Genomic DNA, 24,311 nt, shown 5'->3' on the forward strand with positions numbered 1-24,311 from the left:
AAACTAAACAATAAACCTAGGAAAATAATAGGGTATAAAACTCCTAAAGAAATACTCGAATTTGAAGAAAAAAATGTAGCTTAGTAACACTAAAAATTAAAAACGCTTTGTTGCGTTAGAACATTGAATGCACGCAAAACGAATAAATAATAAACACGAGAGAATGAAAAACTTACTAACGAACTTAACCTTAATTTTATCATTGATTTTAATAATATCTTGTAGTAGAGATGATAGTGGGAATGCTGAAAATCAAACCGACCCATTAATCGGTAATTGGGAATACTCTGCACAATTTGAAAATGATACTGAAACTACGGTAAATAATTGCAGTCCTTCTACTATTGAATTTACACAAACTGGAAATAGAACTGATTTATATTACGGAACAGACAGTTCTGGAAATTGTGTAGTTGTTGACACTGTAAATATGACTTGGGAAAAATTAAGCAATGGAACATATGAATTTACTCAAAACGGATTTACTTTCTCTGATGTAGTGACTTTTGAGAATAATAACAACACTCTGACTTTAGAAGACTCTTATACAGATGGAAATGGCAACGTAATTGTCTATCGATTTGTCTATACTCGAATTAATTAAAAAAGCACTATACACAACAACGTGTATAATTAATTACTAGTTCTAGCCTATTTATGAATATTCCTGCGTAATATTCTATTCGGTTTTTATTTGCTAAATTACTTGCTAAACCACGCAACAAACTATATACAAACACGTTATGCCTTATTAAAACAGAACGCAAAAAACAATGAAAACAGCTCATTTTTTAAATAGCATTTTTAAATCTGAAAACTTTAATCAAGAAGAATTAGAATTGATTTTAATGCAATTTGAAGAAGTTGAATTTAGAAAGAATGAATATCTAATAGAAAAAGGAAAAGTAGCAAGTTACTATTACTTTTTAGAAACTGGTTTTTTACGTTCATATAGTATTGACACAGAAGGAAATGATGTTACAACCAAATTCTTTGCAGAAAAAGACATTGTAATAGATTGGCATTCCTACTTTTTAAAAAAACCTTGCAAAGAGTCAATTCAGGCGTTAACAAATGGAAAATGTTGGAAAATTAGTTTTGCCAATTTTATGAAACTATTTAACATTGAAGCTTTTAGAGAAGTAGGCAGAACAAGACTGATAAATAACTACTTTGAATTAAAACATCACTCCATTTCGGTTATTGCAGACCAAGCCAAAGACAGATACTTGAATCTATTAAAAGAAAAACCTTCAATAATACAAAATGTACCACTAAAACATATTGCTACCTATTTAGGTATTACAGACACCTCTTTAAGCAGAATTAGAAAAGAAATTACTTTATAACCTCAACCTATGTTTTCAAATCAAGTACCTATAATTATCTCTATCATTTTTCTATTGGCTTTTATATTTCCTATAGCAATGGTAGCTCGATTAGCAAAAAAAGGGAAGGTTAAAAAAGGTTATTGGCGGATTATTGGTTTCTATATTCCTTATCTAACGATAGTTTCAATAGCAAGTTTTAATGGATTTTTTGATACTATTATGTTACCTCCCAAAATTGTTTTAACAACAACACTACCTTTGGCAATATTTGCAACCATAATCTATAACACCGTTGTCTGTAAAGATGCAAACAACATCTTAACTCTTGAAGATTTAGTTAAGATTCATATATTTCGATTAATTGGTAGCACCTTTATTATTCTATTCCTTTATGATTTACTGCCTCCAGTTTTTGCTCTTTTTGCTGGTATTGGAGATATACTTACAGCTATATCAAGTATTTTTGTGGCAAAAGCCATCCGAAACAAAAAAAACTACAGTAGAAAACTAACCTATATTTGGAACACTTTTGGACTTGTCGATATTTTAATTACTTCGGCTATGGCTATTATTTTTACTAAAATCAGTATCGATAATAATATTCAAGGTGTAGAGTTTTTAGCGGAATTCCCATTTTGTTTTATTCCTGCCTTTGCTCCACCAACAATTATTTTTCTTCATTTATTGGTATTTCGAAAATTATCTTGGCTCAAAAAAGGGTAATTCTCATTTCTTGTCATAGGCTAAGATTTTTGTTATTCATCTGCTCGACTTTTGAAGTATTATTAATTATTAAAACTTTAAAAAATGAAAAACGAGCAAATTTTTATGATGATTTTTAGGTTCACTCCAAACTTTGAGTATCAACCTACAAAAGAAGAACAAGCCCAAATGCACGAGCAATGGGGAAGCTTTATTGGCAATATTGCCATTCAAGAAAAGCTAATTAGTACACATCAACTTGGTTTTGAGGGAATGCAAATTAACACAGACTTATCTATCTCTGAAGGTATTTTAATTTCAGAAAACAAAACACTTGGAGGAAATATGGTTGTAAAAGCAAATTCATTAGAAGAAGCCACAACTATGGCAAAAGATTGTCCTATTCTAAAAATGGGTGGTACTGTAGAGGTAAGAAGTATAATACCAATGGAAAACTAATATAAATTTTATAAAATGAAAAAAATGATAGTAACAATAATCGTAGGGGCTGTTATACTGTTTTTAGTAATAGGATTTTATAACGCAAGTAAATTACAACATATTCACATTCAAAAAAGTGTAACTATAAATTCAGATATTGAAACTGCATTTACCAACGTTCTGTATCTAAAAAACTTTCCAAAATGGTCTCCATTTTATGAAGCCGACCCATCTCAGAAAACAGAAGTTAAAGGAAACGATGGACAAGTAGGAGCTCAATTTCATTGGAACGGAAATAAAGGTAAAGACTTAGGTTATCAAGAAATAAAAGAAATAAAACCCTTAGAATACATAAAAATGGAATGTGATATTCAAAAACCATTTAAAGCAAATCCCACCTTTGAGTATTCTTTCTCCAAAACAGGAAATGGCGTAAAAGTAACTCAAGATTTTAATCTCAAATCAGGATTGGTAGATTCATTCTTTATGTGGCTCTTTGGAGCAAAGAAAGATATGGCGAAAATGAATGCGAGAGGAATGGAGCTTTTAAAAATAGCATCTGAAAAGTAACAAGGCATAACAATGTATAAAAAGCAATAGCGGTTTAGGTGTAAGCTCTAATCTCTATTGCTTTTAATTAAGTATATTGTTGTCAGAAAGACTAGTGAATTTAATCCGCTACTGCCCTTATATTAACCGTTAGCAATAATTATGACCAAATTTAGAAACTTATTGACATTAATAGCGTTATTGATTTTCAACGAATTGATTTCACAAGAAATAATCGGAATGAAAGAAGTATATATTGAGAATAAATTGGTTTATAAAATTGCTACGGATGAACTCTTTACTGGAATTGCTCAAAGCAAAAGAAAAAACGGACATTTAGTTTATGATGAGGAATATAAAAAAGGAATTATACTATTAAGTAACTTGTATTATAATGGAAAAAAAAGAAGAGTTTACAATAAAACGATATATAACCCGAACAAACCCTTAGTGCTTTCAAAAGAGATTAAATACCATTTGGATGGAGAAATGTTTGAAACAACAACCTATAATAAGAAGGGAGTAAAAATACTTTACGAGCAATTTACAAATGGAAAAGTTAGTTATAGTTGTCAATATTTCGGAAAGAAGAAACACGGCCTTGAATTGGGCTATAGAGATGGAGGCGAAAAAATAACTTTTCGTTGTGAATATATTAATGGAAAGAAAAACGGGACGGAATATTGTTTAAAAGAAGACGGAACCGAAACCAAAAAACAATATAAATTCGGAAAAAAAATAAAATAACTAGTACCAACACCATGTACAATTAATTGCTTGGTTCTATCCTACTTACGAAAGTCCTCTCGGATTTTCTATTCGGTTTTTATTTGCCCTATCTACTTTTAAATGGGTATACTCAAAGTGGTTATTCGTTTATTATTATAAAGCATAAGATATAATTGTACTTGGAAAGAATGGTGCAAAACAGACACTTATATCACTGATTCTTAATCTATTTAACAATTATTATGCTCTAAATTTTAAACAAAAATTATTAATTTTACTACACTAGCTAACCACTAGATTTTTTATTACACCAACACACTAAATAATTTAAAAAGTCATGACACATTTGAGCCTTATTAATCGTTTTTCTATTTTATGCGTTCTTTTGACTTCCTGCGGATCGTCCATATCTCCTAGTCAGGTTAACGACACGCTTCCCTCTTTAACCCAAGCTACTTATTATAATCAGGTAAATGCTGCAGAAGCTCAAAACAGCGGGAAATGTAAATTACTTACTAAGAGTAGAAATTATGTTGCACCCATTGGATTCACCGTAAAAAATGATTTAAAAAATGGTGCTCGCGGTATTGATGAATGGGTACAATTAGATGGCGGGAATGCCTATGTACTCACTAATTTTAAATGGGTAACGGTGGATCATCAAGGTTCTACACAATTACATATTGATTTTAATACCATGGTATGTGAATAATAAAAACAGTACTTTATTCCCGTTTATCTTCACTTTCTTTATCGAAAGCCAATAAGTTAAAAAGTTGTCGCATTCGGGAACGCACTCTATTTCCGTAGCGTTGCTCCAATTCTTGTGCATTTAAATTGGCTGTAGCATGGGTTCTGATTTTATGCTTCAAGAATAAGTCGTAACGCGACAATAGGATTTCGCCCATTACATTGCAATCGGCACCATAATGTTTTCCAGTGGGTTCAACCCCTAAGTCGTCGAAGCAATAATAATTATTGTCGCCATACTGTTGAATGGTAGAAAATCCATTTCTGTTAAACCTAAAAGCTATATTACGGCATGGTACCACCTCGTAAGGTTTTATGTGTGGCAGAATATATTTTACAAGTTTCATTAGGGATGTTTTTCCGCAACCAACGGGTCCAGATAGCAAAATACCCTTATTGGGATCTATATTGAACTTTTTGCAATTGGATACATCCTGAATGAAATACACACATAGTTTGAAAATAAGTGCTTTGTCCTCAGAATAAATTTTAAACTTTTTACCGAACAGTAACTTGCCTTTGTAATCGAGATACTCTAATATTCTATCGAAATCGTAGTGAATGATATTTTGTTTTACATCGCCGATTTGAAATTGATACTTATTTTCGAAAATGATATGTGGCTTGATGGTTTCCATATTTGGCTGATTTACCCTTTCAACCGTTACAAAGGTTGGTTGTAATTTTTATTTCTGTTGGTATGTAAATAATCGGTGGTATTCAAGTTGTCTCTATTTTGAGATTGCTGCGGGCTGTTTTCATGGGTTTTAAAGTCTTGAGATTTTAATATCCATTTTTTTGCCAATGCCTTCCAGTTTTCAATTTTAGTATGGTTGGGAAATTTCCATCCGGTGGCCATATAATGATTGTAAAATTTTTGTGCCTCATGAGTGGTAGCATCATTATTCTTAAAAAACTTAATAACTTCTTTTTCTGAATTTGGGATTGAGGTTTGTCCCTCGTTTATATTGTTTTTTAATGTTTTTATATGTTTGTTTTTAGATACCAAGGCTTGTTTTATAGTTGTACTGTTAATGGAATTGTATTGTACTTTGTCTTGTTTTAAGGTTGTACCAAAATTGAACAACTTAACTTTAGACCCTTTGAATGGGTTTTTAGAGGGCATATAAACGATGTAATTATAATAACCTAATGCTTTAATTACTCTGTGATATGTGGCTTTAGAGCCTATTTTAGAGAGTTTCATAATTTCCTCTCGATTGACATGAAAAGTTTCTGGAAAGTGTAAAAAGTTCCAGTAATTAAAAAGTGCCATGTACATGCTAATATGAGTTGGGTTTAATCTATCGTCTTTAGAAAATTGATCTAAAACGGCGTTGAGGTGATTTATATAATTTACATTAGGCATAATTATGTGTATTGAAAGCTAAGGCATGCTATACTTAACAACTTAGCATACCTCAAGCTTTATAAATGCGGTTGTTTAATTGTAAACGTTTGCTACTTGATTATTCTCAAGCATTTGGTTAATTAATTCGGCATTATAATACATAAGATTACCAAATTTGGTATATGGCAATGTACCATTAGCACGCATGTTTTGAAGTGTTCCTGGTGAGACCCCTAATAGCTTACGTACTTCGGAAGACTTGATCCATTTTCTGGGTTTTTGTTGTGATGATGTTGTTAGCAGTTCCTTTAGATCTTCTAGTAACTCTACTTTAAAATTTTCAAGGTCGTCCGTAGTTAGAATTTTTACGCTCATAATTGTTCTTAGTTTTAAGTTAGTTGATTAAATTTTCGGGTTGTAGCCATAAGCTACACATAGTTTGATTTGACTTTCTGTGAACAAATTTGCATTCCTTTTTTATATTTTATTCACAAGGTATACCCAAGTTGGGTACTGTAAAACTTCCGATAAAATCGAATGCATTTTGCTACAAACGAAAACAAATAAGCGTCTTCTACTTATTTACTTAGATGTTAAAACCATATGATTTGGTTTATTTTTTTAATGATAATATTTCACCAACTTGGGTACTTTTTAAAACTGTAGAGCTTTACTCAAATAGCCTTCAAAAAACCTAATCAACTATAAATCAGAATGTAATTTTTATTTAAACAGCCTATTACGAATGACGCTATTTGCTATAACCTCTAGACTATTTATTTTAAGAATTACTAGAATGTCAGAATGCATTATTTTCAGCGATTTGAAAGCATAAAATAATAATAGTCAAAGTGTACTTTTTATAATGACCGTTCTATTTTTATTTCCAATGCGTCTTGTAGTTGGCCTAAGAACTTCGTGGGATTAGACCGTAACTGTATATCATAGAAAATTCTGGAATAATCGCCTAACTGGATATTAAATACATCTTCTAAAGACTCCACAAGGTCTTTAAGCGTGATACCTCCATTATTTATAGCTCCTGCTGTTTGTAAGGCATAAATTAACTCTACTAAATCACTTTTATTGGCTGTCCATTTTAACACGGATCGGTTTAAATTTTTATGACTTTTAGGTTGATTTTGTAACACTGCAATTTGATTTTCTACATAATTGAAAATGTTTTCATAGGCCATAAAAGTGGCTAATATTACATCGTGACTTGTTGAGAAATCGGAATCTATAGCATAGAACATAGCCTGAGCATGCAGAGTTTCATTACGTTTTAAACGAGTAAAATATTTTTGATCGTAACTTGTATCCTTCATCCGATAGTACTTATAGAATTCCTGATTTTCTTCAAAATACACTTTCAACATTTTAATACAATTTTTATATTCTTTTAATTTTATTTCGGATGGTAACACGACATGCTTAATTTCAAAATCACAAAGCATTCCATATTTTATAACTTTACTTAATACCACTGGTTTAATATTTTTAAAAAAATGTACCTCTTCTTCATCTGTTTGTGGTTCGTTTAGCTTAAATTTTTGCTTTAACTTTGTTAAGGCTTCACATGAGGTGTCATAACATAATTTAAGACGATTTACTCGATCATTTTCTTGTTTGTTAATTAGTTTTAGTTGCCTTTTTAACTCGGTTGCAACTTGATTTAGGGAATTTAGTTTCATTAATTTAACACGTTAATTAGTAATTTATATGTAGGTTTATTTTTACTAATTTAACATAAATAACTAAATCGTACCATTTGAATATATTTTGTATCCATAAAAAAACAGAGTTAAAAGGCTTTAACTCTGTTTACAATCATTAGAAAACTAAGACTAACCATTTCCCTTTTTCAGGTTTCTTGCTTGTCTTTTTTTACTCAATTGCTGCCTTAATTGATTTACATCTGCACTAATTTTATCTTCTAAAACCCGGGCGTAGATTTGTGTAGTTGCTATTTTTTTGTGCCCCAATAATTTTGAGACGGTTTCAATGGGTACGCCATTGGATAGTGTTACTGTTGTCGCAAAGGTATGTCGCGCCATGTGGAATGTAAGGTGCTTTTTAATGCCAACTGCTAGGGCTACCTCTTTTAAATAAAAATTTAATTTTTCATTAGTTATTTGTGGGAATAGCGTACCTGAAACCACTGACATAGGGTGATTGTTGTATTTATTAATTAATGATTCAGCCATTCCGAATAAAGGAATTTTAACTCTAGTGTTAGATTTTTGTCTGTTTGTTACAATCCAGGTTGTTCCATCTATGCCTCTTACTAAATTGTCTTGGGTTAATTTTATAAGGTCTATATAGCTTATCCCTGTATAACAGCTGAATAAGAATAAGTCTTTAACACGTTCTAACCTATCTATAGCAAATTGATAATCTTCCATTTTTTGAAGTTCAATATTGGAGAGAAATTCACGTTCTCGTTTTTCAAAAACAGATTTCCATTTAACAAATGGATCTCTATCTATCCACTCCATATGGTAAGCTAGCGTAACCATTTTTCTTAATCGCTGAACATGTTTCATGACAGTATTATTACTTATTTGTCTTGGATGATTTTCTGGCCAATAGTTTTTTAAATAAGCGACAAAATCGCATAAAAACTCGTAATTAAGATGTTTTAAATATATGTCGTTGGCTTTTCTACTTGCTTTTAAGAATCGCTTGAGATAGTTTTCGGTAATACCATAATTTACAATGGTTCCTGGAGACAAAGTGTTTTTAAACTGATTTTTATGATATGCAATAAGATCCATTAAGGTTTTAGAAAATACAGTTTCGCCCGTATAAATAGACTTTATTAGTTGGGCGGTAACAATTTCCTCTTTATAAATTAAATCCTTATAAATTTGAAACAAGCGCGTGTACACTTCGTTTAAATACATGTTAATTTGTCTAGCATCGGCGGTATTTCCTTTAACTTTTTTAGCTTTAGCATCCCAAAGCTTATAGGATATGTGCCTCTTTAAGCTAATATTTGCACGTTTCTGGTTAACGGTAATACGTGCGTATAGTAAAGCTTTGCTTGATTTTGAGCTACTATTATCTGCCCAAAAAAGAATTGAGAAAGTGTTTTGTGATTTCATAGTTATCGTCTTAAAATGTTAAACATATGTCTAGACGAAAGCCAAATCAACTATGATTATTATGGGGCCAAAATAAGTTAAATTTGAATGAACTGACAGTTTTAAAAATGAACTGACGGATAACTGACAAATTATATCAAATCATTACAAATTAAACTTATTCCGTAAAAACTAGAAAACCACGCATTTCCATAGAATTACGTGGTTTTTGACTCTTTTTAAAAGCCCTTCTAGTGATCGCGACAGGATTCGAACCTGTGACCGTCTGCTTAGAAGGCAGATGCTCTATCCAGCTGAGCTACGCGACCGAATATTTATAATTTAATTTTCCAGTGCGCAAATATAGAATTAACTATAAATCTAACCAAAAAAATAACTAATAATTTTAAGTTTTTTGTTTTTATTACTTAATTAAATCAACTTCAATTTGTTACAAGCTAACATATTTAAATTTTAACACAAAATTGTTTTCTTGTAAAATGTAAACCACTAATAATTTACTTGCAAAACACTAAAATTTAGATTACAAAGTTATATTTTTAGCCAGAAAATTAAATCAACCATGCGCTTTATATATTTCTTTTTAACCTTTTGCTTTGTTTTACTTTGGAGTTCTTGCCGAAAAGATTTTGAGTTTACAACAAGTACAGGGTCACTTCAGTTCTCCAAAGATACCGTTTATCTAGATACAGTATTTACTAATATAGGCTCTAGTACATACAATTTAAAGGTCTATAATAACAGTAATGAAGATATTTTAATTCCCTCAGTAAAATTAGGGCTTGGAGAAACCTCAAACTACAGACTAAATGTAGATGGTATATCTGGTAAAATTTTTGAAAATGTTGAGCTACTAGCAAAAGATAGTCTTTACATTTTTATTGAAACAACTATTAATTATTCCGAATTTGCAAATACAGAATCATCATATTTATACACCGATCAAATTCAATTCGATTCTAACACCAACCTACAAACTGTAGAGCTTGTTACGCTCGTACAAGATGCCGTTTTTATTTATCCAGATAGAGACGAAACAACAAAAGTTATAGAAACATTAACTTTAAATATTGGTGACGAAATAGTTGAAACCGACTTACAAGGCAGAGAACTTCTTGCCGACGAACTTACCTTTACCAACGAAAAACCCTATGTTATTTATGGTTTTGCAACTGTACCAGAAAACGAAACGCTAACCATTAACCCTGGCGCTCGAGTATACTTTCATGCCGATTCTGGGATAATTGTATCCAATGGCGCTTCAATACAAATTAATGGCGAGTACAGTAATGATCAAGAATTATTAGAAAATGAAGTGATTTTTGAAGGAGACAGACTCGAACCAAAATACACAGATACACCTGGGCAGTGGGGCACTATTTGGTTGCTCGATGGTAGTATTAATAATCAAATTAATTATTTAACCATAAAAAATGCCACAATAGGCATTTTAAGTGATGGTAATCCTACAGAAACAAACAATAAACTTAGCATCTCCAATTCACAAATTTATAACTGTAGTTCTTTTGGCCTTTACGGAAGAAATACATCGATTGAAGCAAAAAATTTAGTAATTAATAATTCTGGCCTGTCATCCTTTGCCGGAACCATTGGCGGAAAATATAATTTCACCCACTCTACTTTAGTAAATTACTGGAATAGTAGTTTTAGGCAGTATCCTGCCATATTATTAAATAATTTTGTTTTAGATGAAGATGGTAATGCAGCTATAGCAAGTTTAACCGAAGCCAATTTTAACAATTGTATAATTTACGGTAATGATAATCCTGAATTTTTGATTGAAGAAATTGAAGATGATACTACAGACTTCAACTTTAAATTCACCAATTGTTTAATACGTTTTAGCGACACCAATAATAATTACACCGGCGACAATTATAATTTTGATGACGTAACACACTATGAAAATATCATTTTTAATGAAAATCCTGATTTTAAAGATACAGTTAATAATAAATTAATTATTGGAGAGAATTCAGAAGCTATAAATAAAGGTTCAACAATTTTTTCAAATCAAGTAACTACAGATATTTTAAACAAAGATAGAACTACCTCACCAGATTTAGGTGCTTACCAACACATAACCTTTACCGAAGATGATTAAATAATTTATTCAATTTTTCTTATTATGAAATATATTAAAAGATGAAAATTGAAAAAATCAATTATTTTTAAATCAAATTTGCCTTGATTTTACAAATCAACAACAAAAACACCCTACAAAGCCAACTATTTGAAACATATTTATGTTTTTTTTATTTAAAATTAAAACATAAGCAAAGAGAGTCACTCAAATATTAAAACTAATAATACTTTTTTAGTTACATATTAGTATTCACTTTCACAGATTTTAATAAAACATTTTGGTTTGCATATGTGTTAGTATTTATATTGAAAAAACAATCAACAAATATAATTACTAACCATTTTAAAACTAACCATTTTATGATCACACTTGCCAAATTGTTAATTGAAATAATAATCTTTATTATTTCTTTAATGTAATTTTTAAAACATGTAAAACTTAGTCTAGAATAAGTTTTACTATTTTTACCAAAAAGCAAGTAAGTTGAAAAAAATTATATTTAAAATTTTAGCACATTTAAACAAACTTTTACTCCCTAGTTACACAAAACAGCAGCTAGACCTAGCTAAAGCTAGTAAATTACAATTAGCAATAATTGGCTGGCGTTATTTTGTAACAAAAAACGTTATTAACTAGCTATTTTTTTGCATAATATATGCTTTATATTGCCTTATTTTAATATTGTTATTTAATCTTCATTTTTATAATGAAACATTTAAATATATTATTAAAAGAACTTTTATTCCATAAAACCAATAGGTTAAGCCCACAATAATTATTCTGACTAATAAATATTTAAAAACAAATTCTTAATTTTAACCACTATTTTTTAAAAAATTCTCATTTTTTAACAATAGCTGTAAGTAAACGCTTAAAAACAAACCAAATATCATAACCAACTAATATTTTAGTTTTATAATTTATTAAATAATATGGCTTTAAAAATTGACACGAGATACCCATCTATAGATGACTTAAGAAAAAAAGCTCAAAAAAAAATACCAAAATTTGCTTTTGAATATTTAGATGGCGGATGCAATGAAGATGTAAACTTAATTAGAAATACAGCCGAATTAAGAGATGTACAATTAAAACCAAATTATTTAAGAAAACACAGTGGCTCTTCACAAAAAACGAAATTATTTGGTGTAGAGTATGACGCACCTTTTGGTATTGCTCCAGTAGGCTTACAAGGCTTAATGTGGCCTAATTCTCCAGAAATTTTAGCCAAAGCAGCATTCGAGCATAACATCCCTTTTATTTTAAGTACAGTTACTACAACCAGTATAGAACGAGCTAGTGAACTAACAGAAGGTAAAGCGTGGTTTCAATTATATCACCCTACCGAAGATAGGCTACGTGACGACATAATTAAGCGTGCAGAAGCAGCAGAATGCCCAGTACTTGTTATTTTATGTGATGTCCCTACTTTTGGTTTTAGACCAAGAGATATTAGGAATGGATTAGCAATGCCTCCTAAAATGTCGGTTAAAAACATTCTTCAAGTTTTAGGAAAACCACATTGGGCTATGCAAACTTTAAAATACGGACAACCTAATTTTGCAAACCTATTACCATATATGCCTAAAGGCTTAGATTTAAAACAGCTTGGTAAATTTATGGATCAAACCTTTAGCGGACGTTTAAACGAAGAAAAAATAAAACCAATAAGAGATATGTGGAAAGGTAAATTGGTTTTAAAAGGTGTAGCTTCTGAATATGATACTGAAGAAGCTATAAGATTAGGTTTGGATGGAATTATTGTTTCAAACCATGGTGGAAGACAATTAGATGCCGGAGAATCCACTGTAAAACCATTATCTAGAATTGCTGAAAAATATGGCGATAAAATTGAGGTTATGGTAGATAGTGGTTTACGATCTGGACCAGATGTTGCACGTGCTATGGCTAGCGGTGCTAAATTTACATTTATGGGACGTTCGTTTATGTATGGTGTTTCTGCCTTAGGAAAACAAGGAGGAAATCATACAATTTCATTATTAAAAACCGAATTACAACAAGTAATGGAACAATTGTGTTGTGAAAAAACAAGTGATTTTCCTGAGCATTTAATTTAACATATCCCTTATAGTTACTCCAAATAAAAACCCCTTAACAAAATAATGCTAAGGGGTTTTTATTATTTTAACCAAAAGTAAATTATTTTTTATCTGTACTCATTGGCTTATGAGTTTTTAACCACTCTTGCCCTTCTTTGGTTAAGAAAAAATCCATCCACATATAATTCATACGTTTATTTTCTTCTACTTTAACCCAATGACTCGAACCTATTGGAATATGCAATAAAGCAAATTCCTTTAATTGAGTAGAAGCATCATCTGCAAATACCGTAATATCATTATCTGTTAAACCTAAAAACAATTGATCTAGCATTGGATGCTTATGCGCGCCAACCTCGTCTGGTCCCATAGCTTCTACTGTTCCTAAAGATACTCTAGGAACAATATCGGCAGGTAAAACCGTTCTACTAGTTGTATTAGGGCTCTTTATCTTTTCAGTATAAGGTTCACAATCAACAAAACGTGTGTAAAATAATTGATACTTATTTTCATCAGGAAAATTTTGAAAATCTTCCTTATCCTGTTCTGATAATTTTTTGGTAAACTGTACAAAATGTAAAACTTCTCCAGCAGGAACATCAAATTCAACATTATTAATGTTATCTATTGGTATCGCAATAGATTCTGGAACTAGACTTTTTACAATTGTATCAGCAATTAAATTTGCATTACCTTTTAAAAATAAAAACATAGTAATATTGTCTGAAGATAAATTAATCGTTTGCTTTGTTGGTCCAACAAAAGCTAGATGATCAATTTTTGTTTCAGCAATTTCACCTATTAATAATGGTTCAGAAAAAACTTGTTTTCCTTCTGGAACATCCATATTAAGATCTTGAACAACTATTTGATTTGTAGAATTACATGATAAAACTACAATAGCTATAAGCGAATAAACACCTAGTATTTTATTTTTTAAAAAAGATAATACTTTCATAACAAATTACTTTCTAAGGTTCTTAATTATCCCTAAAGCTTCTTCAACTTTACTTTGTAAAGTACTATAATCTTCGTTAGCAATAATTTCCTTAGAAATAAGTTTAGATCCCATTCCTACACAAGTAACACCTGCATCAAACCATCCCGTTAAATTTTCTACAGTTGGAGATACTCCACCTGTTGGCATAATGCTTGTCCATGGTTGTGGCCCTTTAACTCCTTTTACAAAATTAGGTCCATAAATTCCGCCAGGGAATAATTTCACTATTTCACAACCTAATTCTTCAGCTTTAGCTATTTCTGTTAAACTTCCACAGCCTGGAGACCATAAAACTTTACGTCTGTTACAAGCAATAGCAATGTCTTCACGTAATACAGGAGTTACAATAAAGTTAGCACCAAGAGCCATGTATAATGATGCGGCGGCTGCATCGGTTACAGACCCAACTCCCATTATCATACCCGGCAATTCTGCAATTGCATATTTTGTTAATTCACCGAAAACCTCATGAGCGAAATCTCCTCTTGCTGTAAATTCCATTAAACGCGCGCCACCATCGTAACAAGCCTTTAAAACTTTTTTACTAATTTCTATATCGCTATGAAAAAACAAAGGAACCATTCCAGTTTCTTTCATTACTTGAGCGACTTCTATTCTTGAAAATTGTGCCATTTTATAAAATGCTTTAAATTGATAAAGCTGCTACATTAAAAAAATGTAACAGCTTTATTATAATTGTTTTATTATCGAGCTACACGACCTGAAGCGTCTCCACCCATAAGTTTTTCAACTTCTGCAACAGTTGCTAAGTTCGCATCACCTTTAATAGTGTGTTTTAAACAAGATGCTGCAACAGCAAAGTCTAATGCATTTTGATCGTCTTCTGGGTACTTTAATAATCCGTAGATTAAACCTCCCATAAATGAATCTCCACCACCTACTCTATCTACGATATCTGTAATTTGGTATTGACGAGTTTCATACATTTTTTTACCATCGTATAATACACCTGCCCATGTGTTATGAGAAGCGGATATAGATCCTCTTAAAGTAGTAATTACCTTTTTAGCTCTTGGAAATTTTTCCATCATTTGTTTACAAACAGACAAGAAAGCTTCTGCTTTTACATTATGCCCTTCTGTTTGTACGCTTATACCTTCTGGCTTAATTCCAAAGTGCATTTCTGCATCTTCTTCGTTACCTAAAACGATATCACAATAAGAAGTTAATTCTGTCATTACAGCTTCTCTGTGTGCATCGTCACAGTACTTCCAAAGTTTAGCACGATAATTTAAATCTGTAGAAATAGTAATTCCTTTTTCGCTAGCCGCTTTTACAGCTTCTAAACAAACATCGGCAGCACCTTGTGAAATAGCTGGTGTAATCCCTGTCCAGTGAAACCACTCTACTCCTTCAAAAACAGAATCCCAATCAATCATTCCAGATTCAATCTCTGCGATAGCTGAATGTGCACGATCGTAAACTACTTTACTACCTCTGCTTACAGCACCTGTTTCTAAAAAGTAAATACCTAAACGGTCTCCACCCCATACTATTTTATCTACATTTACACCACGCTTACGCATCTCCATCATGGCACATTCTCCAATATCGTTTTTTGGTAATCTTGTTACGAAATCAACTGGAACACCGTAATTTGCTAAAGATACTGCAACGTTAGATTCTCCACCTCCATATACAACATCGAAACTGCTTGCTTGCGAAAATCTTAAAAATCCTTGTGGGGCTAATCTTAACATAATTTCCCCAAATGTTACTACTTTACTCATTTATTTATAGTTTGTGTTTTGTGTTTCTAGAAAGTTATTTAAAATTAAATTCCTAAACCTTGTCCACCTCCAACTTGAATAGTTTCAGCTGTTAAGAAGGCTGCGTTATCGCTTACTAAGAAAGACACTACAGAGGCTACGTCTTCTGGTTGCCCTAATCGTCCTAATAAAATGTTATTTTTCCATGAAGCAAAAACTTCAGGCTTAGTTGACTTAATTTGTTTGTGGAAATCTGTATCAATAGTTCCTGGAGATACAGCATTTACACGAATACCATATTCTGCCAAATCTTTAGCTAACGCACGCGTTATAGCGTGTACAGCTGCTTTAGATGTTCCGTAAACTCCAGCTCCTGGTCCACCTGCATTCCATCCTGCGATAGAAGTATAGTTTATAATAGATGGGTTTTCTCCTTTTTTTAAGTAAGGAATTGCAGCTCTAGATGCAAAGAATGTTGAGTCTAAGTTTAAAGCCATAACGAATCTGTAAAATTCTGTTGTCATGTCTTCAAATCTTGAACGACCACCAAGACCACCTGCATTGTTAACTAAAGCGTCTATTTTACCATATTTTTCACCAATTTTTTGAATGTTTGTTGTTACTGCCTCTTCGTTTGTAACATCAAACCCATAATATTCTGCAGTTATACCTTCTGCTTCTAATTGTTTTACGCGTTCTGCACCAGCTTCGTCTTCAATACCATTTAATATTACAGTATATCCATCTTGACCTAAACGTTTTGCTACTTCAAATCCAATTCCACCAGTTGCTCCTGTGATTACAGCTACTTTACTCATAACTTTGTTTAATTTTAGTTTTATATTAATTAATGAATTTTGTTAAATTTTGATTATTCTACTGATTTAATTTTTCTTGCAAAGAAATATATTGCTCCTACACCAAGTGGTACAAATACTGCAATGGCTATAAAAACAGGTGTGTATGAAATTTTCTCTACTACTATTGGCACTAAAAAGTTCATTACTATAACTGAGAAAACTCCAATCATACCTCCTAAACCTGCTAGTGAACCAACAGATTTACCACTAAAGAAATCACTTGGTAATGTTTGTACATTACTAATAGCAAACTGAAAACCAAACAATACAAAAAATACAATTACAACAAATTTTTCGGCTGTATTACCAATTAACACTGTTGCTATAAGCCCCAGTAGCATAATTACGCCTCCAATAAGTATTGTAGTTTTTCTTCCTTTATCAATTGAGTTTGTTTTTGCAATTATTTTTCCAGAAACAAAACCACCTGCTATACTACCAACTGCAGCTCCTACATAAGGTACCCATAAAAACATTCCAACATCCTTTACATTAAATCCGTAAACATCGAAAAGATAAATTGGCATCCAACCTACAAATAACCACCATATTGGCTCTAAAAAGAAACGCCCTACTACAACTGCCCATGACTCTTTAAATGATAATATTTCGCCTAGACTCTTACCTTTTGTATCGTCTGTGGCATTTTGGTCTGCTTCACTTTGCCCTTCAAGAATATACTTTTGTTCTTCTTCTGTAATCCAAGGGTGTTTTTTTGGTCCTGCTTTGTTAATTAATAACCAAGGAATTACCCATAATAATCCGAAAGAACCAATAACCATAAATGTTACTCTCCAGCCATAACCAACAAACAGCATAGCGATAAGTGGTGGTGCAATTACAGAACCTATTGATGCTCCTGCATTAAATAAACCTTGAGCAATAGCTCTTTCTTTTATAGGAAACCATTCTGCATTACTTTTTACACCTCCTGGCCAGTTACCTGCCTCTGAAATACCAAGGGTACTTCTAAAAAACAACAATCCTCCTAAACCACGGACTGTTGAATGTAAAAAAGATGATAAAGCCCATATACCAATTGACAGTACATAACCTATTCTTGTACCTACTTTATCAAATACTTTTCCAGAGAATAATTGTCCTAGGGCATAAAAAACCATAAATATGTTTAAAATTAAGGCATAATCGTTTTTTGAAAGTCCTAAATCTCTTGAAATAGAATGTTTTTCGATATCCAAAACCTCAAACACAGCATCTTCTTTTTCTAATACTTTACTATTTTTAAAACTTTGAATTAAATTTAAAGTTGCCTCATTTGAAACTCCAGCTTTAATGCTTTCGATAGTCTGTTTTATACTAGATGGTTTTTGTAAAGTAATTAAATTTATATGGCTTACAATACTATCTTGTTTTAAGGAAGGCTCGCGCAATTTATTATTAAAAAAGCTAACTAAACTATCGTTACTTACTTTAGAGTTTTCAATAATATCAACTAGATCAATCATTACTTCTTTTTCATCTGATGCTCCTCCCCACATTATTGCTAAAGCACTCCTGTCTATATAATTAATAACCGTAGCTAAAAATATGAGCCCTATAATGACCCATCTCAGTTTTTTTATTTTCATGATTGTATCTGTTTGTTTATATAGTTTTATTTAAATTTCCTTTATCTAAAATTAACTCTTGTTATAGCAGTATTGATATAATAAGTTAAAATGATCTTTCATTTTTTGTTTTGCCAATGTTGGATCTTGACTTTTTATGGATTGATAAATTTCGTTATGCTCTTTTATACCTAACAAAGCTTGTCCTTTATCGCAAACATGATATTTTTCAAAATCTATAATTATTTGTGGTGTTATGGTTAACATAAAGTTATTCATTGTACTATTACCAGATGCTTTTGCTATTGCCAAATGAAATAATAAATCTTCTTGCACCGCATCTTGTCCAGACATTACTTTATCTTCGTAAGCATCAAGTGCCTCTTTTATGCTCTTTAAATCCTCTTCGCTTCTTCTTAATGAAGCTAATCGAACTGTTTTTAATTCTAATAATATTCTTGTTTCTACTAAAGATTTAAAATCTTGTTCTTCTAGACCTATAATCTCATCTATCATACCATTCATTGCTATAACACCAATATTAGCTACAAATGTTCCACTTTGTGGAATAGATTGTAAAATGCCATAAAATTCCAATTTTTGTATAGCATCGCGTACATTACTTCTGGTAACTCCAAACTTTTCAGCTAGCATTCTCTCTGAAGGAAGTTTATCTCCGGGTTCTAAATTCTTAAAGTTTATTAAACCCCTGATATTGTCTATTATAGTGTTTTGCAAACTTGAATTTTCATTGGATGTTAAGGTCCCTGTCTTCATATTAATTCATGTATAATTTTATAAAATTGGCTAAATTATACTTTCTTTCATTATTTCGTTATTTTTCCTTGCATAATTACGTGAATACAACACCTAATTAGCTAATATTTTTGGTTAAAGTTTTACTGGCACTTTAGTACCAGTAAAACTTATAATTATTAACAAATCTAAAAGAAAAACCAAACATCAAAAAAAACATTCTTTTAGAAATAATTCGTTAATAAAATTTTATAATTAATTAGAAATATTAGGCATTCTATTTAATTCTTCATCTGGTATAGGTGTATCATAATCTACAGATGAATTCCAATCTGGTTTCTCTCCTTCGTAACCAGAAGCACTAAACACAGCATCTCCTAACTCTCTTCTTTTAATATCATACCATCTTTTACCTTCAAAACATAGCTCTATTCTTCGCTCTTCTAAAACATCATCAACAGTTACAGTTCCTGTTAAATCTGCAGGTACTGCACTTGGTGCTATAGTTTCTTCAACATAGCCTCCATTGGTTGAGTTGCCTCCTTGTCTTGCTCTTTCCCTAACCATATTAATATAATTTAAAGCAGAAGCATTATCTCCTATTTCAACAGCTGCTTCAGCAGCTATTAAAAGCACCTCAGCAAAACGAATCATTGAATAATTATGACTAGTTGCTCTTTTATTAGAACGTGCGTAAGGACCAGGATAACGCGTGTACTTAGCTATATAAGGTTGGTTAGCGGCATGTTCATGTCCACTAATAGTAAAATTTGTATAATCTACAGTTACTCCTCCAATAGTAGCCTCGGTTTGGAAACTTACACGTGTTCTATAGTCACCTTCATCAAAAGAATCGTAAACAGCCATGGTTGGCACTGCAACAGACCACCCTTGATCATCATCATCACCTCTAATTCCCGTCATAGGAGCTGTTTGGTCATATGCGTTATCTTCAGCTTCTACATTATTGTAATCGAGAGCAAAAATAGGTTCAATTGATGCATCTATTAAATTAGCATTAAATAATGTTTGGTAATCACTATCTAACCCTATACCATAGGTTCCTGCATTATTAATTACATCTGTAGCTTCATCAAAAGCCATTTGCCAATACTCTGAACCAGTATCGTTACCTGCCATAGTTAAATAAACTAGTGCTAAATAAGAACTAGCAGCAGCTTTAGACGGTCTAGATCTAGTAGTAACCGTATTTGGTAACCATGTTTTTGCGTATTCTAAATCTGCTATAATATTTTGATAAACTTCAGCTTCTGGAGTATTGCTTACAGAAGCTGCTGCGTCTGCATCTACAACTGGAGCATCGTAATAAGGAATGTCTCCAAATAAACGAACTAAATGAAAATAATAAAATGCTCTAGCAAAATAAGCCTGTGCTGTAACTGGGTTCTTTACACTATCATCTTCGTTTACGTCATCCGCTCCTGCTATTGCAGTATTAGCTGCTGAAATACCAAGATACATTCTTATCCATGGATCGTAAACCATTTCATTATCTCCAGAAATGGTATGCATATTCATTTCAACCCTTCTTGTTTGTGTGGATTGCAGGTTTACCATATCTGAACGCAACATTAAGGCTATAGAAAGCTTTCTACCCCAGATTTCTTCATTTATAGCATGGGTTAAAGAACCATCAACCGCTGCTTGTATATCGTCTGTGCTCTGGAAATATCCTGTAGGAGACAATAATGCCACTGGCTCCTCCTCTAAATCCGAACAACCTACAAATAATCCTAGGCTTACACCTAGAACTAACATATATATATATTTAATATTTTTCATTTTTTTAGTTTTTATTATTCTTAAAACGTTAAGTTAAGGCTAAAACTAACAGATTGTACTGTTGGGTAATTACCAAAATCGAATCCTCTAACTGTGTTGCTAGACGTATTGTTATTACCAGAAGCGCCAAAGTAGTTAACTTCAGGATCTAGACCAGAATAATCAGTAATAGTTAATAAGTTTTGAGCACTTACAGATAACCTTAGCTTCTCCATACCTAATTTTTCAACAATTTCTGAAGGTAAGTTGTATCCTAAAGCAACATTTTTTAATCTAATATAACTACCATCTTCAACGAATCGTGAAGATATTTCTCTATTACTATTGTTCCCTACGCGTGGTTGATTTGTATTTGTATTGGTAGGTGTCCATGCGTTATTAAAATAATCGTAAGTTGTATTAGCGTCACCATTATTTAACTGAACGTTGGTCATATTAAAAATATCACCACCTTGAGATCCTTGAAAGAATATGTTTAAATCGAAATTTTTATATCTGAAATTGTTAGTAATACCCCAGGTAAAATCTGGGTTAGGATTACCAATTATTCTTCTATCATCTGTATCAAGTTCATCATTATCATTTAAATCATAAAATAATGGATCTCCTTCTACTGCTCCTGCTACAGCGGTTGTACCTTCTGGTAAAGCTCCCCCTTGATAAACTCCTGCATAATCAAAACCAAAAAACAGACCAACTTCTTCTCCTTCTCTTAAAATATAGTTATTATCTACACTAAAATAACTTGGTGCACCATTACCAAAAAAGTCTGCACCATTAATAAGAGATACTACTGTATTTTTATTTCTTGAGAATACAACATCTGTTGTCCAGTTAAAGTTTTCGTTAGAAATGTTTCTGGTGTTTAAAGATACTTCAAAACCTTTGTTATTAATTTCACCAACGTTTGTTAGAATCTCATCATTTAAAAGTCCAAATGCCCAAGGAATACTATTATCAAACATTAATACATCTTTTGTATCAATATTATAATAATCTAAAGACATTGAAATAGCGTTATTAAATAAACCTAAATCTAAACCAAAGTTTGCCTGATAAGAAGACTCCCATTTTAAATTAGGGTTAGCGTTTTGGTATGGAGTTACAGCAGTAACCGTTTCTCCATTACTTGACGCATAAATACTACTTAATACAGCTAAAGATTCGTAAGCTCCGATTGAAGGGTTACCTGTAACACCATAACTTGCTCTTAATTTTAAGTTAGAAATAGCCTCAACATCTTTCAAGAAATTTTCGTTTGAAACTTTCCATCCTAACGCACCTGAAGGGAAGATTGCATACTTCTCATTTTCAGCAAAGTTAGATGCACCATCTCGTCTTACTGTTGCAGTAATTAAATATTTATCATCGTAATCGTAGTTAAATCTACCGAATTGCGATTGGATTTCAGTTTCGTTAAAGTAAACATCTCCCGCACCTCCATTAATTAATGATGTAGCCGTGTATAAGCCATAGTATGAAAAAGAATCATCTATAGTTCCTGTACCTTCACTATAAAAACCTTCATTAGTAGTTTTTTGATAAGAATAACCTGCCAATAAAGTTAAATCACCTTTTCCTATTTCTTTTTTGTAAGTTAAGTAGTTTTCACTTAAAACTGTTTTAGATCTATCTTCTGACATGATAGCTCTACCATCAACCCCACCCGAAGTTAAAGTTAATGTACGCGGTGTATATATTCCTCTAAACTCATTTTCTGTACTTAAACCAAAAGTAGTTTTAAAGTTTAAACCTTCAAAAATCTGATAATCAGCATAAACGTTAGCTCTAAAATTATCAATTGTAGTATCATCATCTCTTTGAGTCGCTACAGCCCAAGGGTTATCAACCTCATCACCAATTTGATCGTTTGTAGAAAATGTTCCATCATCATTATAAATACCTTTATCTGGTGCAAAACGCATAGCTAAAGATATTACATCATCTCCACCTGCTGATGCAGAACCATCAGACTGTGTTCCTACACCACTCTTTTTGCTGGTGTTACCAACTAAGTTAAGCCCTAACTTTAGTTTATCTGAAACTTGAGCATCAATATTTGATAAAAATGATAATCTCTCATAATCAGAATTAATTACTACACCATCTTGCTTAAAATAAGTACCAGAACCATAAATATTAATTTTTTCTGATCCTCCAGCGAAAGATACTTGATGATTTTGAGTGCTTCCTGTTTTGTAAATTAAATCTTGCCAATCTGTATCATAATCACCTTGAACGTATGGCGTTGCAGTAGTACCATTTGTAATTGCAACATTTTCTCTTACTTGGTTTTGATAATCTGCAAAATCTGAAGCATTTAATAAATCTAATTGATTAGAAACTGTTTGTACTGAATATGTAGAATTAAGTTCAATATTTAATCTTCCGCTCCTACCTTTTTTTGTTGTAACAATTACAACACCATTGGAACCTCTAGAACCATAAATAGCGGTTGCAGATGCATCTTTTAATACTTGTAAGCTAGCAATATCTCCTGGCTGCGGCATAGTAGCACCTACGAAACCATCTACAACAATTAATGGATCACTACTTGCATTAATAGATGTATTTCCACGAATATTGATTTTTATAGGCGCACCTGGCTCACCTCCATTGTTAGATTGAACTACAACACCAGAAGCTCTACCTTGAAGTGCTTGAGTAGCTTCTAAAACAGGAAAGGCTGTTAACTCTTCTGTTTTTACAGCAGAAACAGACCCCGTTACATCACTCTTTTTACGAGCACCGTAACCTACTACTACTACTTCTTCTAACTCTGCTAAATCTTCTACCAATGACACGTTTATTGTAGAACTATCTCCGACAACAATTGTTTTTGTAACAAAACCAATATAAGAGAATTGAAGTTCATCTCCTTTACTGGCTTTTATCTCATAATTTCCATCAAAATCGGTTGTGGTACCGTTTGTTGTATTTTTCAAAATCACATTAACCCCTGGAATAGGAACATTGTCGGTAGCTGAAACAACAACCCCTGAAACTGTTACGCCATTCTGAGCAAATGATACAGCACTAAAAATTAGTGCCATAAAAAGAATTAGTTTAATTTTTAAATTCATAATTTGTCTTTTTAGTTTAAATTATTCGCACCTACATGTGGTAATTAAGCGCTTTGTTTTTTACTTAAACCTAAACACCATAGTTATTTTTTATGCTTAGTTTATTTTATGCTGTTTAGTTCCCTGTAAATTTTGGTAATGAAAAAGGATATTTACAGGAATTCCTTTTCATAATTTTTTTTCATGATTTTTTCTTTAAGATTAAACAATAGGTGTGTGTTATTAACAATAAATTGGTTTCCCAATTTGGTTTACCAGTTTGGTTTTCCAAATATATGTTAAATTTTTGTTATAACAAAGCAAAACAAAAATTTAACATATAGTTGTTTTAATGAATAGTTATCAATTAAAAAACAGAATTAAACAACTAAAAAACAAGACATT

The 24,311-nt window shown here is 31.8% G+C and carries 22 protein-coding genes and 1 tRNA gene; 9 read left to right on the plus strand and 14 right to left on the minus strand.

Features of this window, described 5'->3' with window-relative positions:
* The first annotated feature begins 163 nt into the window (after positions 1 to 163).
* From LG649_RS14830 to LG649_RS14860, 7 genes are all read left to right on the plus strand, one after another.
* Positions 164 to 604 (plus strand): hypothetical protein, encoded by a 441-nt coding sequence (locus LG649_RS14830; protein ID WP_226544605.1) that lies wholly within the window; start codon positions 164 to 166, stop codon positions 602 to 604.
* Positions 605 to 773: 169 nt separating this feature from the next.
* Positions 774 to 1,349, plus strand: coding sequence for a Crp/Fnr family transcriptional regulator (locus LG649_RS14835; protein WP_226544606.1), 576 nt, complete (start codon positions 774 to 776; stop codon positions 1,347 to 1,349).
* 9 nt (positions 1,350 to 1,358) lie between these two features.
* Positions 1,359 to 2,054 (plus strand): hypothetical protein, encoded by a 696-nt coding sequence (locus tag LG649_RS14840; protein WP_226544607.1) that lies wholly within the window; start codon positions 1,359 to 1,361, stop codon positions 2,052 to 2,054.
* An 84-nt stretch (positions 2,055 to 2,138) separates the two neighbouring features.
* Complete coding sequence (locus LG649_RS14845) at positions 2,139 to 2,492, plus strand: YciI family protein (protein WP_226544608.1); 354 nt, start codon at positions 2,139 to 2,141, stop codon at positions 2,490 to 2,492.
* Positions 2,493 to 2,516: 24 nt separating this feature from the next.
* Positions 2,517 to 3,044, plus strand: a complete 528-nt coding sequence (locus LG649_RS14850) for an SRPBCC family protein (RefSeq protein ID WP_226544609.1) — start codon at positions 2,517 to 2,519, stop codon at positions 3,042 to 3,044.
* A gap of 141 nt (positions 3,045 to 3,185) precedes the next feature.
* Positions 3,186 to 3,770, plus strand: a complete 585-nt coding sequence (locus LG649_RS14855) for a hypothetical protein (RefSeq protein ID WP_226544610.1) — start codon at positions 3,186 to 3,188, stop codon at positions 3,768 to 3,770.
* A gap of 367 nt (positions 3,771 to 4,137) precedes the next feature.
* The gene (locus LG649_RS14860; RefSeq protein ID WP_226544611.1) at positions 4,138 to 4,464 is read left to right on the plus strand and encodes a hypothetical protein; all 327 of its coding nucleotides are present in this window, start codon (positions 4,138 to 4,140) and stop codon (positions 4,462 to 4,464) included.
* A 13-nt stretch (positions 4,465 to 4,477) separates the two neighbouring features.
* On the opposite strand, the gene LG649_RS14865 is transcribed toward LG649_RS14860, so the two are convergent.
* From LG649_RS14865 to LG649_RS14890, 6 genes are all read right to left on the minus strand, one after another.
* Positions 4,478 to 5,140 (minus strand): ATPase, encoded by a 663-nt coding sequence (locus tag LG649_RS14865; protein WP_226544612.1) that lies wholly within the window; start codon positions 5,138 to 5,140, stop codon positions 4,478 to 4,480.
* 26 nt (positions 5,141 to 5,166) lie between these two features.
* Positions 5,167 to 5,871: a hypothetical protein gene (locus LG649_RS14870; RefSeq protein WP_226544613.1), complete on the minus strand. Its 705-nt coding sequence runs from the start codon at positions 5,869 to 5,871 to the stop codon at positions 5,167 to 5,169.
* A gap of 75 nt (positions 5,872 to 5,946) precedes the next feature.
* On the minus strand, positions 5,947 to 6,228 hold the full coding sequence (locus LG649_RS14875; protein WP_226544614.1) for a helix-turn-helix domain-containing protein: 282 nt from the start codon (positions 6,226 to 6,228) through the stop codon (positions 5,947 to 5,949).
* 485 nt (positions 6,229 to 6,713) lie between these two features.
* On the minus strand, positions 6,714 to 7,547 hold the full coding sequence (locus tag LG649_RS14880) for an RteC domain-containing protein (RefSeq protein WP_226544615.1): 834 nt from the start codon (positions 7,545 to 7,547) through the stop codon (positions 6,714 to 6,716).
* A 153-nt stretch (positions 7,548 to 7,700) separates the two neighbouring features.
* Positions 7,701 to 8,960, minus strand: coding sequence for a site-specific integrase (locus LG649_RS14885; RefSeq protein ID WP_226544616.1), 1,260 nt, complete (start codon positions 8,958 to 8,960; stop codon positions 7,701 to 7,703).
* 234 nt (positions 8,961 to 9,194) lie between these two features.
* A tRNA-Arg gene (locus LG649_RS14890) sits at positions 9,195 to 9,268 on the minus strand.
* A gap of 254 nt (positions 9,269 to 9,522) precedes the next feature.
* Here LG649_RS14890 and LG649_RS14895 point away from each other — a divergent pair.
* Together LG649_RS14895 and LG649_RS14905 are read left to right on the plus strand one after the other, a co-directional pair.
* Complete coding sequence (locus tag LG649_RS14895; protein WP_226544617.1) at positions 9,523 to 11,085, plus strand: hypothetical protein; 1,563 nt, start codon at positions 9,523 to 9,525, stop codon at positions 11,083 to 11,085.
* Between the two features lie 914 nt (positions 11,086 to 11,999).
* Complete coding sequence (locus LG649_RS14905; protein WP_226544619.1) at positions 12,000 to 13,145, plus strand: alpha-hydroxy acid oxidase; 1,146 nt, start codon at positions 12,000 to 12,002, stop codon at positions 13,143 to 13,145.
* 82 nt (positions 13,146 to 13,227) lie between these two features.
* On the opposite strand, the gene LG649_RS14910 is transcribed toward LG649_RS14905, so the two are convergent.
* The 8 genes from LG649_RS14910 to LG649_RS14945 all read right to left on the minus strand — a co-directional run bounded on the left by LG649_RS14910 (position 13,228) and on the right by LG649_RS14945 (position 23,927).
* A complete protein-coding gene (locus tag LG649_RS14910) occupies positions 13,228 to 14,085 on the minus strand; it encodes a hypothetical protein (RefSeq protein ID WP_226544620.1) in 858 nt (285 codons plus the stop codon).
* Between the two features lie 6 nt (positions 14,086 to 14,091).
* The gene (locus LG649_RS14915) at positions 14,092 to 14,760 is read right to left on the minus strand and encodes a bifunctional 4-hydroxy-2-oxoglutarate aldolase/2-dehydro-3-deoxy-phosphogluconate aldolase (protein ID WP_226544621.1); all 669 of its coding nucleotides are present in this window, start codon (positions 14,758 to 14,760) and stop codon (positions 14,092 to 14,094) included.
* A gap of 71 nt (positions 14,761 to 14,831) precedes the next feature.
* Positions 14,832 to 15,878, minus strand: coding sequence for a sugar kinase (locus LG649_RS14920; RefSeq protein ID WP_226544622.1), 1,047 nt, complete (start codon positions 15,876 to 15,878; stop codon positions 14,832 to 14,834).
* Between the two features lie 44 nt (positions 15,879 to 15,922).
* Complete coding sequence (locus LG649_RS14925) at positions 15,923 to 16,675, minus strand: SDR family NAD(P)-dependent oxidoreductase (protein ID WP_226544623.1); 753 nt, start codon at positions 16,673 to 16,675, stop codon at positions 15,923 to 15,925.
* A 53-nt stretch (positions 16,676 to 16,728) separates the two neighbouring features.
* The gene (locus LG649_RS14930) at positions 16,729 to 18,306 is read right to left on the minus strand and encodes an MFS transporter (RefSeq protein WP_226544624.1); all 1,578 of its coding nucleotides are present in this window, start codon (positions 18,304 to 18,306) and stop codon (positions 16,729 to 16,731) included.
* Between the two features lie 51 nt (positions 18,307 to 18,357).
* Positions 18,358 to 19,062 carry a FadR/GntR family transcriptional regulator gene (locus LG649_RS14935; protein WP_226544625.1) on the minus strand — a complete coding sequence of 235 codons (705 nt, stop codon included), beginning with the start codon at positions 19,060 to 19,062 and terminating at the stop codon, positions 18,358 to 18,360.
* A gap of 234 nt (positions 19,063 to 19,296) precedes the next feature.
* Positions 19,297 to 20,844: a RagB/SusD family nutrient uptake outer membrane protein gene (locus LG649_RS14940; protein ID WP_226544626.1), complete on the minus strand. Its 1,548-nt coding sequence runs from the start codon at positions 20,842 to 20,844 to the stop codon at positions 19,297 to 19,299.
* 20 nt (positions 20,845 to 20,864) lie between these two features.
* Positions 20,865 to 23,927: a SusC/RagA family TonB-linked outer membrane protein gene (locus LG649_RS14945; RefSeq protein WP_226544627.1), complete on the minus strand. Its 3,063-nt coding sequence runs from the start codon at positions 23,925 to 23,927 to the stop codon at positions 20,865 to 20,867.
* Between the last annotated feature and the right edge of the window lie 384 nt (positions 23,928 to 24,311).

The organism is Neotamlana laminarinivorans (assembly GCF_020523925.1).
GTDB classification, from domain to species: Bacteria; Bacteroidota; Bacteroidia; order Flavobacteriales; family Flavobacteriaceae; genus Neotamlana; species Neotamlana laminarinivorans.